Raw genomic sequence first — 20657 nt, forward strand, 5'->3', positions numbered from 1 at the left:
GAAAGTTTAAAGAGGTATATATTGCTTTGCTCCTTTGGGATTAACAGAAAATAGATAAATCCTGCATATGCAAAGGAGCGACAACCCCACCCTCGTTTGTATATGCAGGATTTAATTATCCTTACATGAAACTACCTAGTATGAACTTACTTCATTGAATTCCTCATCGTAAGCAATCACTTTACTGAAAGTTCGCACACCGAGTTTAACATCAAAATAGGATTTATAGTCATCAATCATAATTACTGAAGATTCATTACTTGGATACGTTATTTCGATTGATTTTATTCGTTCATCATTAACTATTCCACTTATTATGTGGAAATTTGTTGCTGAATTTGGTATGTCACCAACTACTTGTAATTTAGTAAATGGAGCCTTTACATCCATTTCTAATGTCTCCATATTAATTATATCCCAGACACCATTGTTTTCTTTTGCATATATTGAACCTTCATATTCAGTTCCGTTTGTCCTAAATATAATTTGACCAAAAGTATTGTCTTCAATATGTAATAGCTTTGTTACCTTAAAATCTTCAATTTTGACACCGAATTTCTCATTAATTTTTTGATTTATTATGGAAACCAGATTTTTTTCTGTACTTTCAAAAACAATTGACTCTGTCTTTCTTTCTATTGCGTTATCTTGGCATCCTATCAAAAAAATAAACAGAACCACTAAGCATATGTTACTTATTCTCATTCGATTAGATATCCTCCTTAAAATAAAAGTGGGGTTGTCCCCCACTCTTATTTGTAAGTTGCAGCAAACATGTAACAAATGCCTGGTCCCTCGACTTCACTAATTGAGAATTGCTTCCAGCTTGCTTTGGCACCTGCATTGATAGACAATCCTAAATATGCAGCAGAGAAAGATTGAGATACGGTAGCCTTTGCCGGTTTGTAAGATTGGATGTAATTTGAAATTCCCTTAGCGTAAGTAAACGCGTTAACAACAGGTTCCTCTACAACCTCAACTATGCCATAACCTGCTGCCGAGCCTTGTGTTGCTGATGTATTTGTACTCACAGCATCATCCATTATATCACCAGGTGTATTATTGTTATTCAAGTAAAAATGATGGGCAATTCCTACCTTTGAAATATTTGAGTTTTGTCTAAACTCCCAAGTTGTGCCACTACTATAGTTTCCTGATTTGTCTGGGGTTGTTAATGTATCAATATACGTGGTGCCATTCCATGGACCAGCTTTATGAGGTCTTAATTCAGCTAAAGCAAGATTTTTAGTTAGTTCCTTGGCCCTTTCAGGATCTACTTCGGAAGTATTAAAGTTCACTTTAAAAATGGTACCATCAGAAAATTGAACTTCATACTGGTCTTTTAAATTTCCCTTTTTTCGATCTTTATCAATTTTTTTCTGGACTTCACTCATCCTCTCTTGTTGCTTTGCTAGTGCTATTAATTCTTTTTTCCACGCTAATTTGTCTAAATTGCGTATTTTTTCTTTGTACTCACGCGGGTGGGAGTTTACATATTCATCACTTAAGTCCTCAACTTCATTTTCTTTTAGAGAAAACTCAACGCCTTTTTCCTCCATGTTTTTTACAAGCTCATTCACATAGGCATAGTGGTCGGCATCTTCATTAAAAAATCCTTCTGCCATTCATTCACTTTTTACTGAAGTAAACCTTTTTGATTGCTTTAGATTGTCATGATCAGTTGCAAGAGCTGAGACTGGGGCAGTAGCGGAAACAATTACAGCAGAGAGTAGCACAAACAAAGCTTTTTTCACGGATACATCTCCTTGGTTTTTGTATTTTCTACTATATATTACCAAATATGTAAACAATGCGTCGGTTAATACATTGTATAATATTGTAAAATGGTAATAAATTACTATGTTCATGGGTGGTCTTATTCTTCTGGCAATACTATTTGACCTATGTTTTCCCACCGGAAGTAGCTTCCTTCAGTGACAATGCAGAAGATAAGTATTAGATTAATTCCAAAGTAGCACGTATTCTATCATCCTTAGAATTTTTATACTTTCCGATAGTATAAACAAAACCGATGGCATGGAGACCATCGGCTGGTAGGAAAGGCGGCTGCTATACATCTGCGGATCGCTACACTTCTTATTCTTTCGGATGAATCATTTGCTCGGGGCGAACTACCTGGTCAAATTGCTCTTCTGTAAGCAGGTTGCTACGGATCGCGGCTTCCTTGAGCGTAATGCCTTCCTTGTGGGCGAGCTTGGCTACTGCAGCCGCATTTTCGTAGCCGATATGCGGATTGAGTGCAGTGACCAGCATCAGGGAGTTGTTCAGGTTTTCCTTGATGACGGACAGGTTTGGCTCAATTCCAATGGCGCAGTGGTCGTTAAAGGATTTCATCGCATCTGCAAGCAGTCTTGCCGATTGCAGGAAGTTGTAGATGATGACGGGCTTGAACACGTTCAGTTCAAAGTTCCCTTGGCTCGCCGCAAACCCGATCGTCGCATCATTGCCCATTACCTGGCAGGCGACCATGGTCATGGCTTCACTTTGCGTTGGATTTACTTTTCCAGGCATGATCGAGCTCCCTGGTTCATTTGCAGGAATGACAATCTCTCCGATGCCGCAGCGCGGACCGCTTGCCAGCCATCTCACATCATTGGCAATCTTCATCAAATCTGCTGCCAGTGCCTTCAAAGTGCCATGAACATGTACCAGCTCATCATGGCTCGTCAGCGCGTGGAACTTGTTTTGTGCAGTCACGAATTTCTTATTTGTTGCCTGGCTGATTTCTTCTGCCACCATCTCTCCAAAGCGAGGATGTGCATTGATGCCGGTTCCGACTGCTGTACCGCCAATAGCCAGCTCACGCAAGTATTCACTGCTTTCCTTGATCATTTTCTCCGTTTTTTCCAGCATCCGTGTCCAGCCGCTGATTTCCTGTCCAAGCGTCAGCGGAGTCGCGTCCTGGAGATGAGTCCGGCCGATCTTGATGATCTCCATGTAGGCGTCGCTCTTTTGTCGCAAGGTTTGCTGAAGCATGTGCAGAGCAGGCAGTACTTGGTCCTCAATCGCCACAAGACCTGCCATGTGCATGGCTGTGGGGAACGTATCGTTGGAGCTTTGCGATTTATTCACGTCATCGTTGGCATGAATTCGCGCCGCGCTGCCTTTTTGCTCGAGCAATTGGTTGGCTCGATGGGAAATGACCTCGTTTACATTCATGTTGGACTGAGTACCGCTGCCAGTTTGCCAAACGACAAGTGGGAAATGCTCATTCCATTTGCTCTCAATCACTTCGTCCGAAGCTGCCACGATCGCTTCAGCCTTCTCGGCATCCAGCTTACCCAGCTTTTGATTGGCGCGTGCAGCACTTTTCTTCAGGATGGCAAACATGCGAATCACCGTGAGCGGCATCTTTTCTTCGCCAATCTCAAAGTTTTGGAAGCTGCGCTGCGTCTGCGCCCCCCATAATTTATCCGCTGGGACTTTCATTTCCCCCAAAGTGTCCTTCTCGATTCTGAATTCCATGACCGCATCCTCCTTAAACGTAGGGTAGCTGCCTCGCTTTGTGACAGGCTTCATTCACAGGTCCTCCACCGGGTACTTGTTGAATTCCTTCTTTATCATGTCCACCTTTTCCCTTTTCAGGATGAAAACTGCAAGGAATCAATCCTTCAATAAAATGATAATGATTTTCATTGTTATTATCAAGCCAGAAGACTGCGCAAAGTGCAAAAAGACCGAAACGCCTTTCTTCTTGGCTCATTTCGGTCTTTTGGCTCTCTTTTACCTGCTTTCTACTTCTACGGAAATGACATGATCTACTTCTTTTAACAGGGTATAAATATCGGTGGTATACGTTTCTTCAGACGCGCTTATCATCATCTCCAGCTTTTGCTGATGGTTTTCCACGTCTTTTACTTTTACCCGTTTCACTTGCATATCCAAGTGCTTAATCTGTTTGAACACGTCATCGAGATTGCTGCCGCCCTGCACCACAATTTTGATCGACAAATCGCGTTGACGCAAGGAACTGGGACCTACCCACCTCAAAATCCAAGGAAACAGATTGATCGCCAGGATGATCAGGATCGTCGCAGTGACCGCTTCAAAATAAAACCCAGCCCCTACTGCAATGCCCAGCCCAGACGCCGCCCATACCATGGAAGCAGTGGTCAAGCCGGAAATTACATCATTGCTTCGCCGCAAAATCACACCTGCTCCGAGGAAACCGACACCACTTACAATTTGGGCTGCCAAGCGCAGTGGGTCCATATTGGTATGTCCGGGCAAGGAGAAGCGATGGACAGATTCGATAGAAACGATCGTAATCAGGCAGCTTGCTACAGAAATGACCATGCTTGTCTTTACGCCAAGCGGCTTATGCTTTAACTGTCGGTCCATTCCGATCAACAACCCTAAAAACATAGCGACACCCAGCTTCACCAAAAAATCATACGCCATTGATTTCTCCTCCCTTCTTCATCTTCATGTTAGCTTTTCTTCCATCAACTATTATAGAAAGTATATACGCTCTCCTCTAAAAATAGGAGAGAAATTTTTAGATACAGGCAAAAAGATAGGCTTTCGCCGTCTAAAAAGCATCTTTGCTTATTGTAAGCACCCCATTCCTTCTTCATGCAAAAAGCGGAAAACCCCTCTCACCAGGGATTTTCCGCATAGCCTTTGGTTTTTACTTCGATTTCTACTACGAATGGGCTCTCACCATTCGGTTTTGCAAGGAGAGCAGACGACCAAACAAGAAGATCGCCCCTGCTGCCAAACCGGTGATCAAGCCAATCCAGTAGCCGAAAGCCGCCAGAGAAGTGAATTTCGCAAGCACATAACCCAGCGGCAGACCAATTACCCAGTAGGAAACGAGCGCAACGATAAAAGTGATGGTTACATCCTTATACCCGCGCAAAACACCTTGGATCGGCGCAGCCACCGCATCGGAGATCAGGAAGAGGATCGAATACATCAGGAAATGCTGGGCAAGCTCCAATACTTCCAGGTCTGTGGTATAAAATCCAGCTACCTGCTTATTAAACACCAACAATCCCAAGCCGAACAAAAGCGCCAAGACCAGGGCGATTCCTATTCCCAAATAGCTGTATTGGCGAGCGTCGCGGAATCGCTTGGCACCTACCTCAAAACCGACCACAATCGTCAAGGCCATCGAAATACTGAGCGGTACCATATAAATAAACGACGCAAAGTTCATCGCCGCCTGGTGAGCAGCAATCGTAACGGTGCTGTACTCACTCATGAAGAGCGTCACCGCAGCAAAAATACTCACTTCAAAAAAGATCGAGAATCCGATAGGCAGTCCCAGCTTGAGCAGCTCTTTCCAAGCGGCAAAAGAGACGCGGTAAAACTTGGTAAACACCCCGAGCTCTACGAATGGATGCACACGCTGTACGACATACAAGCTGATCAATAATATGCACCAGTACGTAATCGCAGAAGCGTAGCCTGCTCCAATACCGCCAAGGCGGGGCAATCCGAAATGGCCAAAAATAAATGCATAGTTGAGCAAGACATTGATCGGCAGGGAAAACAAGGTAATGATCATCGTCACCCGAGTCTCGCCCAGCGCATCAATAAAGCAGCGGATCACCGTATAAAGAAACAACGGAATGATTCCAATCGCAATCGCGTGCAAAAAGCCGATGGCAATCTCGCGCACTTCCGGTTCCAGCTGCATCATGTTCAGAACAGGGTTCAAAGCCAAAGCTCCGAAAAGGATAACGGCAATAGAAATGGCGATACCAACATACAACGCTTGAATGATCGTAAAAGGAACTTGATCTCTACGCTGCGCTCCAAGCATCTGGGCTACCATTGGTGTTACTGCCATTAAAATCCCAGTCAGTCCAGACTGTACAGGTACCCATAAACTAGACCCGATTGCCACTCCCGCTAAATCTGTCGGACTGGCGTGCCCAGACATGATCGTATCAAAAAATGTCATGGAAAAAAGAGCTAGCTGCGATATGAGAATGGGAAGTAAGACAGTAAGAAACTGGCGCCACTTCTCTTTTAATGATTTGGTTTCGTTCATTTTTTTACTTCCTTACGCTTTGTGACTTGGAACATACGAAATAATAATATAGCAAAAGCAGGGGGAATTCAGCAAAAAGAAAGAATTTGGAAAAATCGAATATGGTGTGGGCTGTAGGGGAGGAGAGGAAAAAGAGGAAAACGCTCCAGATTCTTGGGTCCCCTGCTGAGGGGTCATTCCTGTACGTCTCCATGAAAAAAGAGAAACCGCGTCCAAAGTAGCCGGTCAGGGAGCTTCTCAGAGGTGGACGCTTAAAATCGTGTTTCTCTTTTTCCATTCCGCCTCGGCTGGTCCCCAAAGATCTTCGCTTTTTTCCCCTTTTTCCTCTCACCAGCCTTAGATATATTCCGTTTGGGTGTGAGGGCGTCACGGGAAGAAAAAATATGAAAAGAACCCGGGATTTTTCTCCCGGGTTCTACCCGTTTCACTTGCCTACATCTTCACTTTTCCACTTCTTCACTTTTTCTACATCAACAGCAAAGGCACTACTTTTCCTGCATTTACATCAATCAAGCCTAGGTCAGTGATTTTCAAAGCAGGGCTGACCGGCAGGGAGTGTGTGCTGATGGACATGATCGGGTTGTAGTGATCGTAGCCGAGAGATTCCATCGCTCTGCGCAATTGTTCTACTTCTTTTGCCGTTTTTTCGAGTGGTTCCTCTGTCAGGATGCCGCCTACCGGCAAGTGGAGGCTGGCAATTACTTTTCCGTCGCAGGCAACGTAAAAGCCGCCTTGGTTGCGGATGACTTCATTGGCTGCGATCATCATGTCATGTGGATTGTGACCGACGACCAAGAGATTGTGATTGTCATGCGAGTAGCTCGTTGCGACGGCTCCACGCTTGATCGTATCTCCGCTGATCAGCCCGTAGCCGCGATTGCCATTTTTTCCATAGCGTTCGATAACCGTGATCAACCCATACGGGCTTTCTTCCCAGCATAGCTGTCCTTCTTTTACTTCTACAATGCCTCGATGGTCTTCTGTGAAGGTCGAGCCGTTCTGCACCAGCATGACTCGGCACGGATAACGGTTGTCAGGCGCATCCACGGTTACCCGGAAATCCTCTTCGGATAAAGGCGAGAGCTGAATGCTTTCATAAAAATGAGCCGGGAACTGCTTTGGCTTCACTACTTGACGGTATTCCTCGCCCGCGTCGAAAGCTTTCTTTCCGTTCTTGTACACCTGCTCGATCGTCAGCTCAGAGAGATCGGACACCAGCATGAAATCAGCTATCTTGCCCGGCGCAATTGCTCCGCGGTCTGTCATCTGCATCCGTCTGGCTGGCGTAAACGTACTGGCATAGATCGCCCGCTCCGGCTGCATCCCCATTTGAATCGCCTTTTTCACAATATGGTTGAGATGGCCGCGATTGTAGAGGGAATCGGTCATCACGTCATCTGTCACAAAGCAGAAATGCTCTGAAACATCTTCGTTGATCAAATAGTTCATGACTTCTTCGGTCATCGACTTTTCCTGAATCTCAAGGAACATGCCCGCTGCGATTCTCGCTTCCATGCCTTCCAGCGTTTGATGCGTATGGTCAGAGTCGACCCCCGCGTAAATCACGCGATGCAAATCAAGATCGAGCAGCTTCGGGCAATGTCCCTCAATGACAAGCTTTGGATACTCTTTGCGAATATGCTCCAGAATCTGATTGGTCTTGCAATCCGGATCCTTGATGATATCCACATAGTTCATGATTTCGCCCAGGCAAATGATTTCTTCTGCGCGAAGCAGCTCGTCCATATCGGGAATCTCGACAGAGCCACCGGTGGTTTCCATAGATGTCGCAGGTACCGAGCTTGGGATCGCGTACTTCATATCAACGACACAGTCACGACTGGCGCGGATCATTTCCTTGATCCCCTCGATACCGAATACATTGGCCATCTCGTGCGGCTCTGGCACGATGGTCGTCACTCCGTTTTGGATTAAGCCATAGGAAAACGTCTCTGGCGTCACCATCGTGCTCTCGATATGCAGATGGATGTCTACCAAACCGGGAATCATGTAGCGCCCGTTTCCCGCTAGCAGCTCGTCAGCTTCGAATGTCTCGGTATCACGCTTCCCAATATATAGGAATCTCCCGTCCAGAACAGCTACGTTTCCCCTGATAAACTTTTTAAAATAGCTGTTGTAGACCTGAACGTCTTGAATCAACAAATCGACTTTCACGAAAAACCCTCCTGTCTTTAGTCCACCAGTACCACTTTGTCTTTTGGAAATAGCAGATTGACTTTTTGGCCGCTCTTGTAGGGGGTCTCCATCTCCTGATTGACCGTGAAATCGCCCAAATCGGTCTCAACGACATATTGATAGCTGCGTCCCAGGAACGTGCTGACTTTTACACTGCCTTTTAGCTGGTTCATGCCCTGATCGACAACCTCTTCTGTCGTTACCAGCAGATCGTCTGGCCGCATCGCGCATTTTTTCCCGGACGGATTTGCCGTACCCGGGTTTTTAGCCGCAACAAAGTGATGGTCACCAACGCGGAGGCCGATCTCCCCGTTCTGCTCTGTCCGCTCACCAAATTCAATGAAATTGGTAAAACCGATAAAACGCGCGATGAATTCTGTTTTCGGGTATTTGAAAATCGTTGCGGGATCATCCAGCTGTTCAATAATTCCCTTGTTCATAATGGCTACCTGATCGGAGATAGAGAAGCACTCCTCCTGATCGTGGGACACGTATACAGTGGTAATGCCCAGCTCCTGCTGAATACGGCGAATTTCGACGCGCATATTGATCCGCAGGTTGGCATCCAGATTACTCAAAGGCTCATCGAACAAAAGCAGGTCAGGCTGAATCACCAATGCCCGCGCAATCGCCACACGTTGTCTTTGTCCGCCGGAAAGTTCTTTGGGAAACCTCTTTTCAAATCCGCCCAGACTCACGACGTCCAGAATTTGATGCACGCGCTTTTTTACTTCCGTCTCGTCTGCCTTGCGCAGCCGCAGGCCAAACGCCACGTTATCAAACACGGAAAGATGAGGAAACAGCGCATAGCTTTGGAACACAAATCCGAAATTCCGTTTATTGACCGGAACACGCGTATAATCCTTGCCGTCAAACAAGAAGCGTCCATCCTTTGCTTCCAGAAAACCAGCGATCAGACGCAGTGTCGTCGTTTTCCCGCAACCGCTCGGCCCTAAAAGGGAAATGAGCTGTCCCTTTTCGATATTCAAATTGAAGTTTTTCAAAATGTACTGATTGTCATAGGCAACCGATACGTTTTCCAGCGTGAGCAATGCCATGGTTTGATGCCTCCGTTATCGTTTAGTAAAGTAGGAAAGCCCCATCAGACGTTCAATGATGAACATGAGAATAGCCGTAATGATCATGAGCAGCACCGAAATGGCAGCGATTGTAGGGTCGAAGTTGTTTTCCACATACGTTAGCATCTGGATCGGCAGTGTACTTACCCCCGGCCCTGTCATGAAAACAGAGATGTCTACGTTATTGAACGACTCCAGAAAAGCAATCAGAATAGCAGCGATGATGCCGGATCGAATGTTGGGCAACACCACCTTGAAGAATGTTGCCAAACGGCCAGCGCCGAGACTAAGCGCTGCTTCCTCGATCGCGAAGTCGAAGTTGGACAGGCTGGATGCTACGACCCGAATGATAAAAGGCAGCATCAGAACGGTATGGCCAACCAACAGACCCGCGTAAATTGGCAAATGATACACGACAATCACATACTTGAGCATCGCAAAGCCCATTACAATCCCCGGGATCAGTACGGGTGAAATAAAGATCGCATTGAGCGCTGCCTTCCCTTTGAACGAAAATCTGCTTAGCGCATAGGCAGCCGGAATTCCCAAAGCGAGCGCCAGGAGGTTGCCAATCAACGAAACAAACATGGATGTTTTAAATGTAGTTAAAAACATTTCCACTTTAAAAATGTTTTCGTACCATCGCCAGGAAAAACCCTCCGGAGGGAATTTCAAAACGGTACCTGGCTCAAATGATGTAAACGATATGATAATGAGCGGCCCTAGCAAAAACAGAAATACGAGAAGCGTAAACAGGGCCAACCCGCGATTTTTCTCCTGCATAGCTTCTACCCCTTCGGATTTAATTTCGTAGCCAATTTGTTCATCACATAGATCACCACAAAAGTAATCACAATCATAATCGTGGCAATAACCGAGGCCATGTACCAGTCATTGAGCGTGATCGCATTTTGATAAAGAAACGTCGAAATCACCCGCTGTTTACCACCCAGAAGGGCAGGCGTCGTGTAGGCAGTCAAGCTGCCCACGAAAACGAGGATGCTGCCGATGATCAGGCCTGGAACACTCAGCGGCACAATGACTTTGCGAAACGCCGTAAACTTGGACGCTCCCAGACTTTCTGCAGCCTTGATCAAATCCGGATCAATGTTTTCCATCACGCCAACCAGTGTAATAATGATCAACGGCAGGAACAAATGGATCAAACCGATCATCATCGCGGTCGGGGTATACAATATTTCCAATGGCTTTTCAATCAATCCCATTGAAATCAGGGAGCTGTTTAAAAGCCCTTTTTTTCCAAGAATAATCATCCAACTGAATGAACGAACGACAGAACTGGTCAACAGTGGAAAAATCGCTAAAGCGAGCAGGATGCCTTTTTTACGCGGCCCCAGCTTTGAAATGTAATAAGCGGCAGGAAACCCGAGCAAGATACAAGCAATGGTAGTCACCAGGCTCACTTGCAGCGTGGTCAGCAAAATCTTCATAAAATACTTGTCGGTAAGAAACTGGAGGTATCCTTGCAAAGTAAAGCTACCTTCTTTATAGAAGGTGGACGCAATGGTGAGCACGATCGGGATGACCATGAACAACGTCAAAAACAACACGCCAGGCAGCAATAATAGATAAAGACCCTTTTTTTTCATTCCATTAACTCCTGTTCACGGTATCGTCAGGCTTTCAACGCACGGATAAAACGCACAAAGAATGCATCGGCATCCACGTCCAGACAGACATTCATGTTTGGTTCTTTCTTCAACCGGTTTTGAAAATCACAGACCGTTTGTCCGTCACATAATTCGCTTCTGGTCTCGATATCGACATACAGCTTTTTCGTCGTCACCAGGTCTTTGGACAACGCCACTCCTACAGCCAAAGGATCGTGCATCGCGCAAGCCCGTACACCATTTCGCTCAAAGTAGCGCTGTAAATAATCTGAGGTGCTTTGTTTCACGTAACGTCCAATCGATGTATCGCCAAGCTCGCGAATATGCTCTTCGTTCAGCAGTACTTTTCGCGTAACATCCAATCCAACCAGTGTTAATTCAGGAAACCCGGCATGAAACACAACCTTGGCCGCCTCTGGATCTACATACATGTTGTACTCGGCTACCGGGGTCACATTTCCATGCTCCTTGACGACGCCACCCATAAAAATGACTTCTTTTACGAGCGAGGCGAGCTCTGGGCACTTTTTAACAGCCAGCGCCAAATTGGTCAAAGGACCTGTCATGACAAGTGTCACTTGCCCAGGCTGATTTCGCACTTGTTCAATGATAAAATCTGGTGCAAAGCCTATTGACGGCTTGGTGCTGATTTCCACGTTGCGCAGTGCGCCACCCAATCCATCCTCGCCATGGACGCTGTGCTCGAAAAAAACAGGACGGAGCAGCGGCTGTGGCGCTCCGGAAATGACCGGAATCTGCTCTCCCATTTGCAGCAAATCTAGAATCTTGCACGTATTCTCAGTAGCTTTCCCCAGCGAGACATTTCCATTGACTGTCGTGATTCCGACGAGATCAAACTGGCCGCTTTTCACTGCAAGCATGATCCCAAGGGCGTCATCAATACCGGTATCCACATCAAGAATGATTTTTTGCTTCAAGTGTGGGCCTCCTTTTCGTTTGTATCACGGAAAAAAACAAGGGTATAAATCAAACACTTATACCCTTGTCCGATTGAAGCTAGTTTATTGAGTGATTTCACGGTTCCAACGATCAATCCATGCTTTGGAATGCTCATTGACGAATTTCATATCCAGCTTTTGCAGCTTGTTGATTGTCTCTTCGCCATAAGTCACACCTTTTGCTTCCTCATCGGTAAGCTTAACAGCGGTATTTACTGGAGAGTCTACTTTTGCTTTAGCGGCTTTTTCTTGAACTTCCTTGCTCAATTGATAGTTGATGAAGTCCTCTGCCAGCTCTTTGTTTTTGCTACCTTTTACGATATTCACGGTGTTCATTACAGCATATCCACCACTTGTCGGCGCTACAAACTTCGCTTCAGGAATTGCAGCCTGAATATCCTTGAAGTACATTTCCATGATCGGTCCAACTGCAATTTCTTCTTGGCTAAACATGTTTACATACTCGGATGTTTTGTCGTAGTACTTGACTACACTCTTGTTGGCTTCTTTCATTTTGGCAAAAGCCTGGTCTTCGTTGAATTCCATGCTGCCCGCTACTTTCGATGCAGTGTCGAGAATCATCGGGCCAGTCGTAGAGGTGATGCTTGGCAGCGTGAGCTTTCCTGCCAGCTCTGGATTCCACAGATCGCTCCAGTCTTTGATCTCGGTTTTGACGAGCTTCGGATTATAGGCAATCCCGAATTGTCCGATCGTATAGGCAGGGCCGTAGTCTTCACCCAATGGAGCTTTGGCGATATCGTAGATTTCATTCAGGTTCGGAATGCGGCTGCGGTCGATTTTCTCAAATACGCCATTGTCGATACCTTGCTGTGCATAATAATCGGAAAGATAAACCAGATCGACGTCAGAGCTGCCTTGGCGGATTTTATTGAGGCGCTCTGCGTTGTTCCCGATTTCCAGAACAATTTTGACGTTATGCTCTTTTTCAAACGGTTCATATACTTCTTTGCGGAAGAAGTCTTCGGAAAAACCCCATGTCGAGATAACCAGCTTTGTCGGTTCACCCTTGGCTTGCCCACCAGCAGCGCCTTGTTGCGGTTGTTCACTGCTGCCACATCCTGCAAGTGCGAGCGTTAGTGCAGAAAAGGAAAGGATTCCTTTAAGTAATTTTTTCATTTTGATAGTCCTCCATATCAAGTATCGTCGCGCCTTATCCTTCCATTTGTTAGGATTCAACGACTTTCTTTTTTTATGCAGCCTGCAACCTTTGATAAACCCCCTACTGTTCCACTCTTTGCCCTTATCTATTCATCAACCACACCCTTCAAAAAGGAAATATTTGTTAAATAAAAAAAGGAAAAGTACCCTTGATTAGAATCGTTCATTCTAAACAAGAGCACTTTTCCTCGTAAACAAAGAGAAGCGACACCCGTTTTGCCAAAAGCTCATGGTCTTCCCTTAAGATAGATCAAAAGAGAAAATCCAAATTGCTTTGGTCAGGTATTCAGTTCTGATTCCACTAAAATAACATTCGTAATCGCAAGCTGTGTAGCAGCGTCGTAATCTCTCAAGACAGCTTCAATGTTCAGACCCATTTCCTCTTCCAATCGTTCCCGAAGCTTTCTCTTATATAGAAGCGACATTCGGAAGTCGACCTCGAGCTTGAGGGCTGGGGCCTCACCCTCCAACGCAGCAGAGCGTGGAGAACGGCGATGCTTGGCATAGAAGGTAATCATCTGATTCTCAATCGTTACTCTCAGTAAAGTCGTTCCAAACCCGAACAACTCTTTCGCTATCTCATTATAAATCGCAGACAGCTTTTTTCTGAATTCATTCGTATCCAATAGTGTCATGACATCACCTGTGAGAGCATATATCAGGTTTGTTTTTTCCCATTATACATATGATCTCGTCCTCAATCAAGTTATCATTCGTATTTTGACCAATTTAATCATTTTCACTGAAGTTAATTATTTTCTAAAAACATTTGACAGGTTTAAAAACGCGGGATATAATCCAACTATCCTAATCAGGATTTATATTTTTCAACTGAATAAAGCGTTCTCTTATAAAGAGAGGTGGAGGGACTGGCCCTATGATACCTCGGCAACCTATCTAAATAGATATGGTGCCAATTCCAGCGGAAAACATTCCGGAAGATAAGAGAGGTATCCTACAACTGTTTAATAATGACGGTTTAACCTCTTCTATTCTCGGAAGAGGTTTTTATTTTTTCCTTTCGTTTTCACTTTTCAAAATAGATATAAACATTATGGAATGGGGAGAAATTCAAATGAAAAAAACAGGTTTATTACTCACTACACTGCTGCTTGCTGCCTCGCTGGTTACCGCTTGCGGAGGTAAACAGGAAGCCGCCCAGACGCCAGCTTCTGGCGCTGCTGAGCAAACAAGCGTCAAGGTAGGCGTTACTGGCGGTCCACACGAAGAAATTTTGAACAAAGTAAAAGAAGTCGCAAAAACACAAGGTCTCGATGTGGAAGTTGTCGTCTTCAACGACTACGTGCAGCCTAATCAAGCTCTTGATAAAGGCAACCTGGACATAAACAGCTTTCAAACGATCCCTTTCCTGGACAAGTTTAATCAAGATCACAAAACCAATCTGACGATTATCGGAAAAACCGTGACTTACCCAATGGGTCTCTACTCCACTAAGCATAAGAAAGTAGAAGAGATTCCAGACGGCGGCGTTGTCGGTATCCAAAACGATCCATCCAACCGCGCACGCGCCCTGCAGCTCTATCAGGCGGCAGGATTGATCAAACTCAAAGATGGCGCAGGCGACAATGCGACTCCATTGGACATCGTAGAAAATCCGAAGAACCTGAAATTCAAAGAGCTCGAAGCAGCATTCCTGGCGCGTTCCCTGAACAACGTAGAAGCAGCGAGCATCAACACCAACTTTGCGATGGAAGCAGGCTACTCCCCTAAAAAGGATGCCATTTTTGCAGAAACATCTGATTCTCCCTATGTAAATGTTCTCGTTGCAAATGACAAAAACAAAGATAATCCTGCTTACAAAAAGCTTGTTGATATTTACCGCTCGGAAGAAGTAAAAAAATTCATCGAAGAACGCTTTGAAGGTTCTGTGCTCCCATCCTGGTAAAAAAACCCATATCGAGGCCTGTTCGCCGAGGAGCGACCGACATTCTCGAACAGCAAGGAGACGCCAGAAAATGATACAGCTAACCGATATCCACAAGTCGTATAACGTTGGAAGCAAGCAGGTCGAAGCGTTAAAGGGCGTATCCCTGAACGTGGAGAAAGGCCAGATTTACGGGGTAATCGGCTTTAGCGGAGCGGGGAAAAGCACCCTGCTTCGCACCATCAATCTGCTGGAAAAACCGACTAGCGGCACTGTGATTGTAAATGGTCAGAATATGCTTGCGTTGAAAGAAAAAGAGCTGCGCCAAGCGCGCAAAAAGATCGGCATTATCTTTCAGCACTTCAACCTGTTGTCCTCCTACAACGTCTTTGACAACGTGGCAGAGATTCTCAGAATGAACCGGGTGCCAAAAGATGTGATCAAACAAAAGGTAGAAGATCTCCTGCGACTGGTGGGCCTGGAAGACAAGGCGAACTCCTATCCTTCTCAATTGTCAGGCGGACAAAAACAGCGCGTCGGCATCGCTCGTGCCCTGGCTACCGATCCAGAAATTCTGCTCTGTGACGAAGCCACCTCAGCGCTCGACCCACAGACTACCGATTCTATCCTGGAGCTGCTTTTGGATATCAATCGGAAATTCAGCCTGACCATTGTGTTGATTACGCATGAAATGCAAGTGATCAAAAAAATCTGCGACCACGTCGCCATCATGGAAAACGGTCACGTCATCGAGCAAGGGGCGGTTCTCGATATTTTCAGCAATCCGCAGCAGCCGACCACCCGCAATTTTATTAAAACCATTTTTGACGACGAAGTACCTGCTGAAATTTTGACGAAGATTAAACAGACTGGGCCTGCCGCAAAGATTTTACGTGTCGCTTTTCGCGGAGATGCTGCACTTGATCCCGTCCTCGGAACGCTTTCTGCACGCTTTCCGGTCAGCACCAATTTATTGTACGGCTCGATTACCTCGATCAAAGGAACGGCACTAGGCATTTTGCTTTTGCACATCTCCGGTGAGGAACAAGCCGTCCAAGACGGAATCCATTTCTTGCGGGATGCCGTTTACAACGTAGATGTCGTGACGCGAGAGGAGGTAATGAGGTAATGGATCGTTTGACAGAGATGATTCCCGTATTTGGGCAATCGCTGCAGGAGACCGTCATCATGGTCGGAATCTCCCTGTTTATCGCTACATTGATCGGAATTCCATTAGGGATAGTGATCGTAATCACGCAAGGCAACCACTTGTTTCCCAACAAATTTATCTATCACAGCATGAACACGATCATCAACATCGTCCGTTCCTTGCCATTCATTATCTTGATGGTCGCCATCATTCCCTTTACGGAATTAGTCGTAGGCACCTCTATCGGGATCGAAGGGGCGATCGTTCCCCTCATTGTCTACACGGCTCCGTACATCGCACGGTTGATGGAAACCGCACTTCTTGACGTCGATCGCGGTGTGATTGAAGCCTATCGGGCTATGGGTGCTTCTCGGACGCAAATTATCTACCGCATCATGCTTCGTGAAGCACGTCCTGGCATCGTTTTGTGTCTGACGATTGCCACCATTGGATTGATTGGGGCAACCGCAATGGCAGGAGCAGTAGGTGCGGGCGGCCTCGGTGACCTGGCTCTGCGTTATGGCTACCAGCAATGGGATATTGAAGTGATGATCATTACCGTCATCATACTTGTTGTTCTGGTACAATTGATTCAATCGCTCGGTAACTGGGCAGCTAGAAAATTGAAAAAAAGCGCGTAATCCTTTTGAACCTCTAACATTGTCATGCTGTTAGAGGTTTTGTTCCTATTTTATAGAAGAAACTCAATTTTACAGGAGGAATTTGCCTTGAACGCCATCCCCGATTCGTTATTGGAAGACCTGAAGAAGATGACAGCAGATGATCGCGCTACCGTTAACGAGACAGCTCTGCAGCAGCACAGTAAAGACGAATCCCACCATGCCCCGGTTTTGCCCGATGTCGTTGTCTACCCTGCCTCTACTGACGAAGTTGTTTCCATCATGAAATATGCCAACGAAAGAAGCATACCAGTCGTACCTTTTGGAGTGGGGTCTAGCCTTGAGGGACATTGCATACCCTTAAAAGGTGGCATCTCTCTTGATTTTTCGCAGATGAATCAAATCATCGAGATCCGTCCCCAAGATTTCCTTGTTCGGGTCCAGCCAGGGGTCACACGTAACCAATTGAACCAGGCGTTGAAAAAATTCGGGCTCTTTTTTCCGGTCGATCCGGGTGCCGACGCTACCATTGGCGGAATGACAGCAACGAATGCGAGTGGGACTACGAGCGTACGCTACGGGATTATGCGCAGCCAGGTACGCGATCTAGAGGTTGTCATGGCAGACGGCCGTATCATCCATGCGGGCGGATTATCTGCCAAATCCTCTTCTGGTTACCATCTCACGGGTCTTTTTGTCGGTTCGGAGGGCACCCTGGGTGCTTTTACCGAAATTACGCTGCGGGTTTACGGCATTCCCGAGACGATTATCGCAGGTCGTGCTACGTTCCCTACTGTGAAAGCTGCCGTGGATGGAGCTGTTTCCTTGCTTTCTGCCGGGCTAGCCATTGCCCGCGTCGAACTGGTCGACAGTGCATCCATCAAACAAGTGAATGTACACAGCGACACGGATTATTCTGAGCAGCCTACGCTGTTTTTCGAATTCCATGGCAATGAGGCCGCACTGGCACACGATGTTTCCTTTGCCCATGAATTGCTGGAGGAACATCAATGTGAGGGCTTTTTAGTCGAAACGGATTCCAAAAAACGAGCCAAGCTGTGGGAGGCTCGCCATCATTTGGCCTATGCGTTCAAGCACGGTTACCCGGGGAAAGAGATGATGCTGACGGACGTATGCCTCCCCCTGTCAGAACTAAGCGATGCAGTAGTCTATGCACGCACCGTCATCGACGAGAGCGGCCTTACTGGAGGTGTATTGGGGCATGTGGGGGACGGCAATTTCCATACGACCCTCATGTTCAACAAGCAAGACCCGAAGGAAGTTCAAATAGCCGAGGAAGTAAATGAAAGGATTGTCGAATATGCCCTGAAAAAGGGCGGTACCTGCACGGGTGAACACGGGATCGGCATTGGGAAAAAGAAGTATCTCCAGAAAGAACATCCCGATACCTTGCCCTTGATGAAGCTGATTAAACAGCAGTTTGACCCAAACGGCATCTTGAATCCAGGAAAATTGTTTGATTAATTTTTCCATAAAGCTTCCATTCTAACATTGTTCACGGAAAGTTTGGTGGAAAATGACCATATATTCGTGTACACTTATGTGTAAGGAATACAATAAGAGAGGGGCTACACAAATCACATGAAAAAACTAATCATGCTGTTGGTTGCCGTAATGCTCGTACTCGCACCAAGCGGATTTACCGATCATGCCGATGCAAAAGGCTATAAATCCGGAAAAAAATCGTTTAACTCTAATACGGCTCCTACGAATACACAAACGCCTACGAAACCCGATTCGAATGTAAATGCATCTACAAATAAAGGTACTACCAGTACGCCTGCAACTGCTGCTCCAAGCAAAAGCGGCGGATTCATGAGTGGTGGATTCATGAAAGGTCTTCTGGTTGGTGGTCTGGCAGGCATGCTGTTTGGCGGACTGTTTGGTGACATGGGTGCTCTGGGCGCAATCTTTGGCTTCTTGATCAATATGCTGGCGATTGTAGCTGTGATTGTCTTGATCCGCAAAATTTTCGTGTACTTCAAAACCCAGCGTGAGAAGAAACAGGAATTGAACACATGGAAAAGATAACAATCTCCGAACAAGTATTAATCAACGCCGTCTGCTTGCACGTAGCAAGCAAAAAGCAAATCCAGCCACAGGATGTCTCAGTCGAGCTCATGTGGGATGAAGAATACGGTTTTTCCGCTGAAGTATACGCAATGGATCGTAAGCAGGTTTTCATTGAGATTAATTTGATCGAAGCGATTCGCTACTATTTGGAGACGCAGATGCAGCGTAACCCTTATTCTGCGGGGATTGAGCTGGTACTCGATGACGAAGAAGGCATCGTCGCTTATGTCACGTATCAGAGTTAATTTACACTTGTAACCCAATAGCCGATGTGCTCCCTATACGGGCACATTGGCTATTTTTTTGTTGAAAAAATGAAACCAGATAATCGAACTTTAGTGGAGGAGAGGAAAAAGGAGAAAACGCTCCAGATTCTTGGAACACTCCATGGGGGTCATTCCTGTCCGGCTCCACGAAAAAAGCGAAACCACGTCAAAAGTAGCCGATTCTAGGGACGTCTCAGAGGTGGACGCTAATGGCATGTTTCTCCTTTTTCCTCTCACTAGCTGTTCTTTTCTCCCTAGCTTTTTTAAGACCATTTCTACATCGTTGGAGGCAATATCACAATGAGGCTGACCGACCGTTTTTATACCGCCCCCCACTAATATAAGGACACTGAAGCATCTGTTAAGCATATCGGAAAGCTGAAGCCAGGAAGCCCCTATATTGTGAAGCACGTACACATCCCTGTAAGTCGAAAAATTTTAACACGCTGCCCTGCGAGTCTTGAATAATGCCCCCTTTCCGTTATATACTTAAATGAAAATGATTATCATTTTCTGTGTGGCTCTTTTCAAATACATACCTTCCTATAAAGGAGTTGACCCATTTTGGAACGCTTATATACACAAAAGCTGGACATTGGTTATGGCGAGCTTTCCATTGTTAAAGATTTGAATATTAGCATTCCTTCCAGTAAGATTACCGCTCTCGTCGGTTCGAACGGGTCCGGGAAGTCGACCATCCTCAAAACGCTGGCACGAATCATGAAGCCGACTGGCGGACAGGTATTTCTCGATGGCAAATCGATTCATCAGCAATCGACAAAAGACGTGGCCAAGCAGCTGGCGATCCTCCCGCAAAATCCTACTGCTCCAGACGGGTTAACTGTCTCTGAGCTCGTAACCTATGGTCGCTTCCCACATCAGAAAGGCTTTGGTTCTCTGACCAAGGAAGACAAGGAGATCGTTCAATGGGCGATTACCATGACCGGTATGATGGATTTTTATGACCGTCCCGTCGACCAGCTGTCCGGCGGTCAGCGCCAGCGTGCATGGATCGCGATGGCCTTGGCTCAAGGCACGGATATTCTGTTCTTGGATGAACCGACAACCTTCCTCGACATGGCGCATCAGCTTGAAGTTCTCAAATTACTGCAAAAGCTGAACGAAGAAGAGAACCGTACGATCGTCATGGTTGTTCACGATCTCAACCATGCTACACGCTATGCCCAGCACATGGTCGCGATCTCGCGCGGTACTGTCGTAGCAGAGGGCAGCCCTGCCGAGGTCATGACACCCGATATGCTGCGCAAAGTATTCAATATTGAAGCAGATATTCTGATCGATCCTCGAACTGGCGTACCTCTCTGCATGCCGTATGAATTGACCAGTGCCATAGAGAACGGGCAAACAGACACTAGTACAGTCAGTACATCTGTTGAGACCGAACAGGCAGACGAGCGCAGACTTGTTGGTACTCACTAAACATACAACATCGCTCACGTTAAAAGACGGGCCATTCTCATGATTGCCACGCATGAGAATGGTCTTTTCGTATACCGAGAAATACCACAAGCTAGCGTTTTTTCTGCAAAAAAGTAACAGCCCAAGGCATACTTAC

Annotated in this window: 21 protein-coding genes and 1 riboswitch; of the genes, 7 read left to right on the top strand and 14 right to left on the bottom strand. The window is 46.1% G+C overall.

From position 1 onward, the window contains the following. Nucleotides 1-135 precede the first annotated feature (135 nt). The 14 genes from ACIFQN_RS06265 to ACIFQN_RS06330 form a co-directional block, all read right to left on the bottom strand. Nucleotides 136-705 (bottom strand): hypothetical protein, encoded by a 570-nt coding sequence (locus ACIFQN_RS06265; protein WP_429832186.1) that lies wholly within the window; start codon nucleotides 703-705, stop codon nucleotides 136-138. A 47-nt stretch (nucleotides 706-752) separates the two neighbouring features. Then, the gene (locus ACIFQN_RS06270; RefSeq protein WP_429832187.1) at nucleotides 753-1625 is read right to left on the bottom strand and encodes a hypothetical protein; all 873 of its coding nucleotides are present in this window, start codon (nucleotides 1623-1625) and stop codon (nucleotides 753-755) included. After that, the gene (locus tag ACIFQN_RS06275) at nucleotides 1626-1754 is read right to left on the bottom strand and encodes a hypothetical protein (RefSeq protein WP_429832188.1); all 129 of its coding nucleotides are present in this window, start codon (nucleotides 1752-1754) and stop codon (nucleotides 1626-1628) included. Between the two features lie 343 nt (nucleotides 1755-2097). Beyond that, complete coding sequence (gene fumC, locus ACIFQN_RS06280; protein ID WP_429832189.1) at nucleotides 2098-3486, bottom strand: class II fumarate hydratase; 1389 nt, start codon at nucleotides 3484-3486, stop codon at nucleotides 2098-2100. A gap of 13 nt (nucleotides 3487-3499) precedes the next feature. After that, a complete protein-coding gene (locus ACIFQN_RS06285; RefSeq protein ID WP_429832190.1) occupies nucleotides 3500-3724 on the bottom strand; it encodes a hypothetical protein in 225 nt (74 codons plus the stop codon). Nucleotides 3725-3744: 20 nt separating this feature from the next. Then, nucleotides 3745-4422 (bottom strand): MgtC/SapB family protein, encoded by a 678-nt coding sequence (locus tag ACIFQN_RS06290; RefSeq protein WP_429832191.1) that lies wholly within the window; start codon nucleotides 4420-4422, stop codon nucleotides 3745-3747. Between the two features lie 244 nt (nucleotides 4423-4666). Beyond that, the gene (locus ACIFQN_RS06295; protein WP_429832192.1) at nucleotides 4667-6022 is read right to left on the bottom strand and encodes an MATE family efflux transporter; all 1356 of its coding nucleotides are present in this window, start codon (nucleotides 6020-6022) and stop codon (nucleotides 4667-4669) included. A gap of 465 nt (nucleotides 6023-6487) precedes the next feature. After that, nucleotides 6488-8197, bottom strand: a complete 1710-nt coding sequence (locus ACIFQN_RS06300; RefSeq protein ID WP_429832193.1) for an adenine deaminase C-terminal domain-containing protein — start codon at nucleotides 8195-8197, stop codon at nucleotides 6488-6490. Nucleotides 8198-8214: 17 nt separating this feature from the next. Then, nucleotides 8215-9276 (bottom strand): ABC transporter ATP-binding protein, encoded by a 1062-nt coding sequence (locus ACIFQN_RS06305; RefSeq protein WP_429832194.1) that lies wholly within the window; start codon nucleotides 9274-9276, stop codon nucleotides 8215-8217. Between the two features lie 15 nt (nucleotides 9277-9291). Continuing rightward, on the bottom strand, nucleotides 9292-10080 hold the full coding sequence (locus ACIFQN_RS06310) for an ABC transporter permease (protein ID WP_429832195.1): 789 nt from the start codon (nucleotides 10078-10080) through the stop codon (nucleotides 9292-9294). Nucleotides 10081-10085: 5 nt separating this feature from the next. Then, complete coding sequence (locus ACIFQN_RS06315) at nucleotides 10086-10907, bottom strand: ABC transporter permease (protein WP_429832196.1); 822 nt, start codon at nucleotides 10905-10907, stop codon at nucleotides 10086-10088. A 26-nt stretch (nucleotides 10908-10933) separates the two neighbouring features. Then, on the bottom strand, nucleotides 10934-11866 hold the full coding sequence (locus tag ACIFQN_RS06320; RefSeq protein WP_429832197.1) for a nucleoside hydrolase: 933 nt from the start codon (nucleotides 11864-11866) through the stop codon (nucleotides 10934-10936). Between the two features lie 84 nt (nucleotides 11867-11950). After that, nucleotides 11951-13024, bottom strand: coding sequence for an ABC transporter substrate-binding protein (locus ACIFQN_RS06325; protein ID WP_429832198.1), 1074 nt, complete (start codon nucleotides 13022-13024; stop codon nucleotides 11951-11953). 320 nt (nucleotides 13025-13344) lie between these two features. After that, a complete protein-coding gene (locus tag ACIFQN_RS06330) occupies nucleotides 13345-13701 on the bottom strand; it encodes a DUF2294 domain-containing protein (protein WP_429832199.1) in 357 nt (118 codons plus the stop codon). A 210-nt stretch (nucleotides 13702-13911) separates the two neighbouring features. Next, nucleotides 13912-14014, top strand: a riboswitch (SAM riboswitch). Between the two features lie 127 nt (nucleotides 14015-14141). Between ACIFQN_RS06330 and ACIFQN_RS06335 the strand changes: the two genes are divergently transcribed. From ACIFQN_RS06335 to ACIFQN_RS06365, 7 genes are all read left to right on the top strand, one after another. Further along, nucleotides 14142-14972: a MetQ/NlpA family ABC transporter substrate-binding protein gene (locus tag ACIFQN_RS06335; protein WP_429832200.1), complete on the top strand. Its 831-nt coding sequence runs from the start codon at nucleotides 14142-14144 to the stop codon at nucleotides 14970-14972. Nucleotides 14973-15042: 70 nt separating this feature from the next. Beyond that, complete coding sequence (locus ACIFQN_RS06340; protein WP_429832201.1) at nucleotides 15043-16080, top strand: methionine ABC transporter ATP-binding protein; 1038 nt, start codon at nucleotides 15043-15045, stop codon at nucleotides 16078-16080. Further along, nucleotides 16080-16742 (top strand): methionine ABC transporter permease, encoded by a 663-nt coding sequence (locus ACIFQN_RS06345; protein ID WP_429832202.1) that lies wholly within the window; start codon nucleotides 16080-16082, stop codon nucleotides 16740-16742. Before ACIFQN_RS06340 ends, ACIFQN_RS06345 begins: the two co-directional genes overlap by 1 nt. Before the next feature lie 129 nt (nucleotides 16743-16871). Then, on the top strand, nucleotides 16872-18206 hold the full coding sequence (locus ACIFQN_RS06350) for an FAD-binding oxidoreductase (protein WP_429832281.1): 1335 nt from the start codon (nucleotides 16872-16874) through the stop codon (nucleotides 18204-18206). Between the two features lie 117 nt (nucleotides 18207-18323). Continuing rightward, nucleotides 18324-18773 (top strand): hypothetical protein, encoded by a 450-nt coding sequence (locus ACIFQN_RS06355; RefSeq protein WP_429832203.1) that lies wholly within the window; start codon nucleotides 18324-18326, stop codon nucleotides 18771-18773. Then, on the top strand, nucleotides 18761-19060 hold the full coding sequence (locus ACIFQN_RS06360) for a YxcD family protein (protein ID WP_429832204.1): 300 nt from the start codon (nucleotides 18761-18763) through the stop codon (nucleotides 19058-19060). The genes ACIFQN_RS06355 and ACIFQN_RS06360 overlap by 13 nt, the downstream gene beginning before the upstream one ends. Before the next feature lie 585 nt (nucleotides 19061-19645). Beyond that, entirely contained in the window at nucleotides 19646-20521 is an 876-nt protein-coding gene (locus ACIFQN_RS06365; RefSeq protein ID WP_429832205.1) for an ABC transporter ATP-binding protein, read from the top strand. Nucleotides 20522-20657: the final 136 nt, after the last annotated feature.

The organism is Brevibacillus sp. NRS-1366, from assembly GCF_050467985.1.

Bases quoted from the DNA above. Each gene is read 5' to 3' on its own strand.
- ACIFQN_RS06290 (WP_429832191.1), bottom strand. From the start codon at position 4,422: ATGGCGTATGATTTTTTGGTGAAGCTGGGTGTCGCTATGTTTTTAGGG.
- ACIFQN_RS06355 (WP_429832203.1), top strand. From the start codon at position 18,324: ATGAAAAAACTAATCATGCTGTTGGTTGCCGTAATGCTCGTACTCGCA.
- ACIFQN_RS06310 (WP_429832195.1), bottom strand. From the start codon at position 10,080: ATGCAGGAGAAAAATCGCGGGTTGGCCCTGTTTACGCTTCTCGTATTT.
- ACIFQN_RS06350 (WP_429832281.1), top strand. From the start codon at position 16,872: ATGACAGCAGATGATCGCGCTACCGTTAACGAGACAGCTCTGCAGCAG.
- fumC (WP_429832189.1), bottom strand. From the start codon at position 3,486: ATGGAATTCAGAATCGAGAAGGACACTTTGGGGGAAATGAAAGTCCCA.
- ACIFQN_RS06305 (WP_429832194.1), bottom strand. From the start codon at position 9,276: ATGGCATTGCTCACGCTGGAAAACGTATCGGTTGCCTATGACAATCAG.
- ACIFQN_RS06340 (WP_429832201.1), top strand. From the start codon at position 15,043: ATGATACAGCTAACCGATATCCACAAGTCGTATAACGTTGGAAGCAAG.
- ACIFQN_RS06315 (WP_429832196.1), bottom strand. From the start codon at position 10,907: ATGAAAAAAAAGGGTCTTTATCTATTATTGCTGCCTGGCGTGTTGTTT.
- ACIFQN_RS06325 (WP_429832198.1), bottom strand. From the start codon at position 13,024: ATGAAAAAATTACTTAAAGGAATCCTTTCCTTTTCTGCACTAACGCTC.
- ACIFQN_RS06335 (WP_429832200.1), top strand. From the start codon at position 14,142: ATGAAAAAAACAGGTTTATTACTCACTACACTGCTGCTTGCTGCCTCG.
- ACIFQN_RS06285 (WP_429832190.1), bottom strand. From the start codon at position 3,724: ATGAGCCAAGAAGAAAGGCGTTTCGGTCTTTTTGCACTTTGCGCAGTC.
- ACIFQN_RS06330 (WP_429832199.1), bottom strand. From the start codon at position 13,701: ATGACACTATTGGATACGAATGAATTCAGAAAAAAGCTGTCTGCGATT.
- ACIFQN_RS06270 (WP_429832187.1), bottom strand. From the start codon at position 1,625: ATGGCAGAAGGATTTTTTAATGAAGATGCCGACCACTATGCCTATGTG.
- ACIFQN_RS06265 (WP_429832186.1), bottom strand. From the start codon at position 705: ATGAGAATAAGTAACATATGCTTAGTGGTTCTGTTTATTTTTTTGATA.
- ACIFQN_RS06360 (WP_429832204.1), top strand. From the start codon at position 18,761: ATGGAAAAGATAACAATCTCCGAACAAGTATTAATCAACGCCGTCTGC.
- ACIFQN_RS06345 (WP_429832202.1), top strand. From the start codon at position 16,080: ATGGATCGTTTGACAGAGATGATTCCCGTATTTGGGCAATCGCTGCAG.
- ACIFQN_RS06295 (WP_429832192.1), bottom strand. From the start codon at position 6,022: ATGAACGAAACCAAATCATTAAAAGAGAAGTGGCGCCAGTTTCTTACT.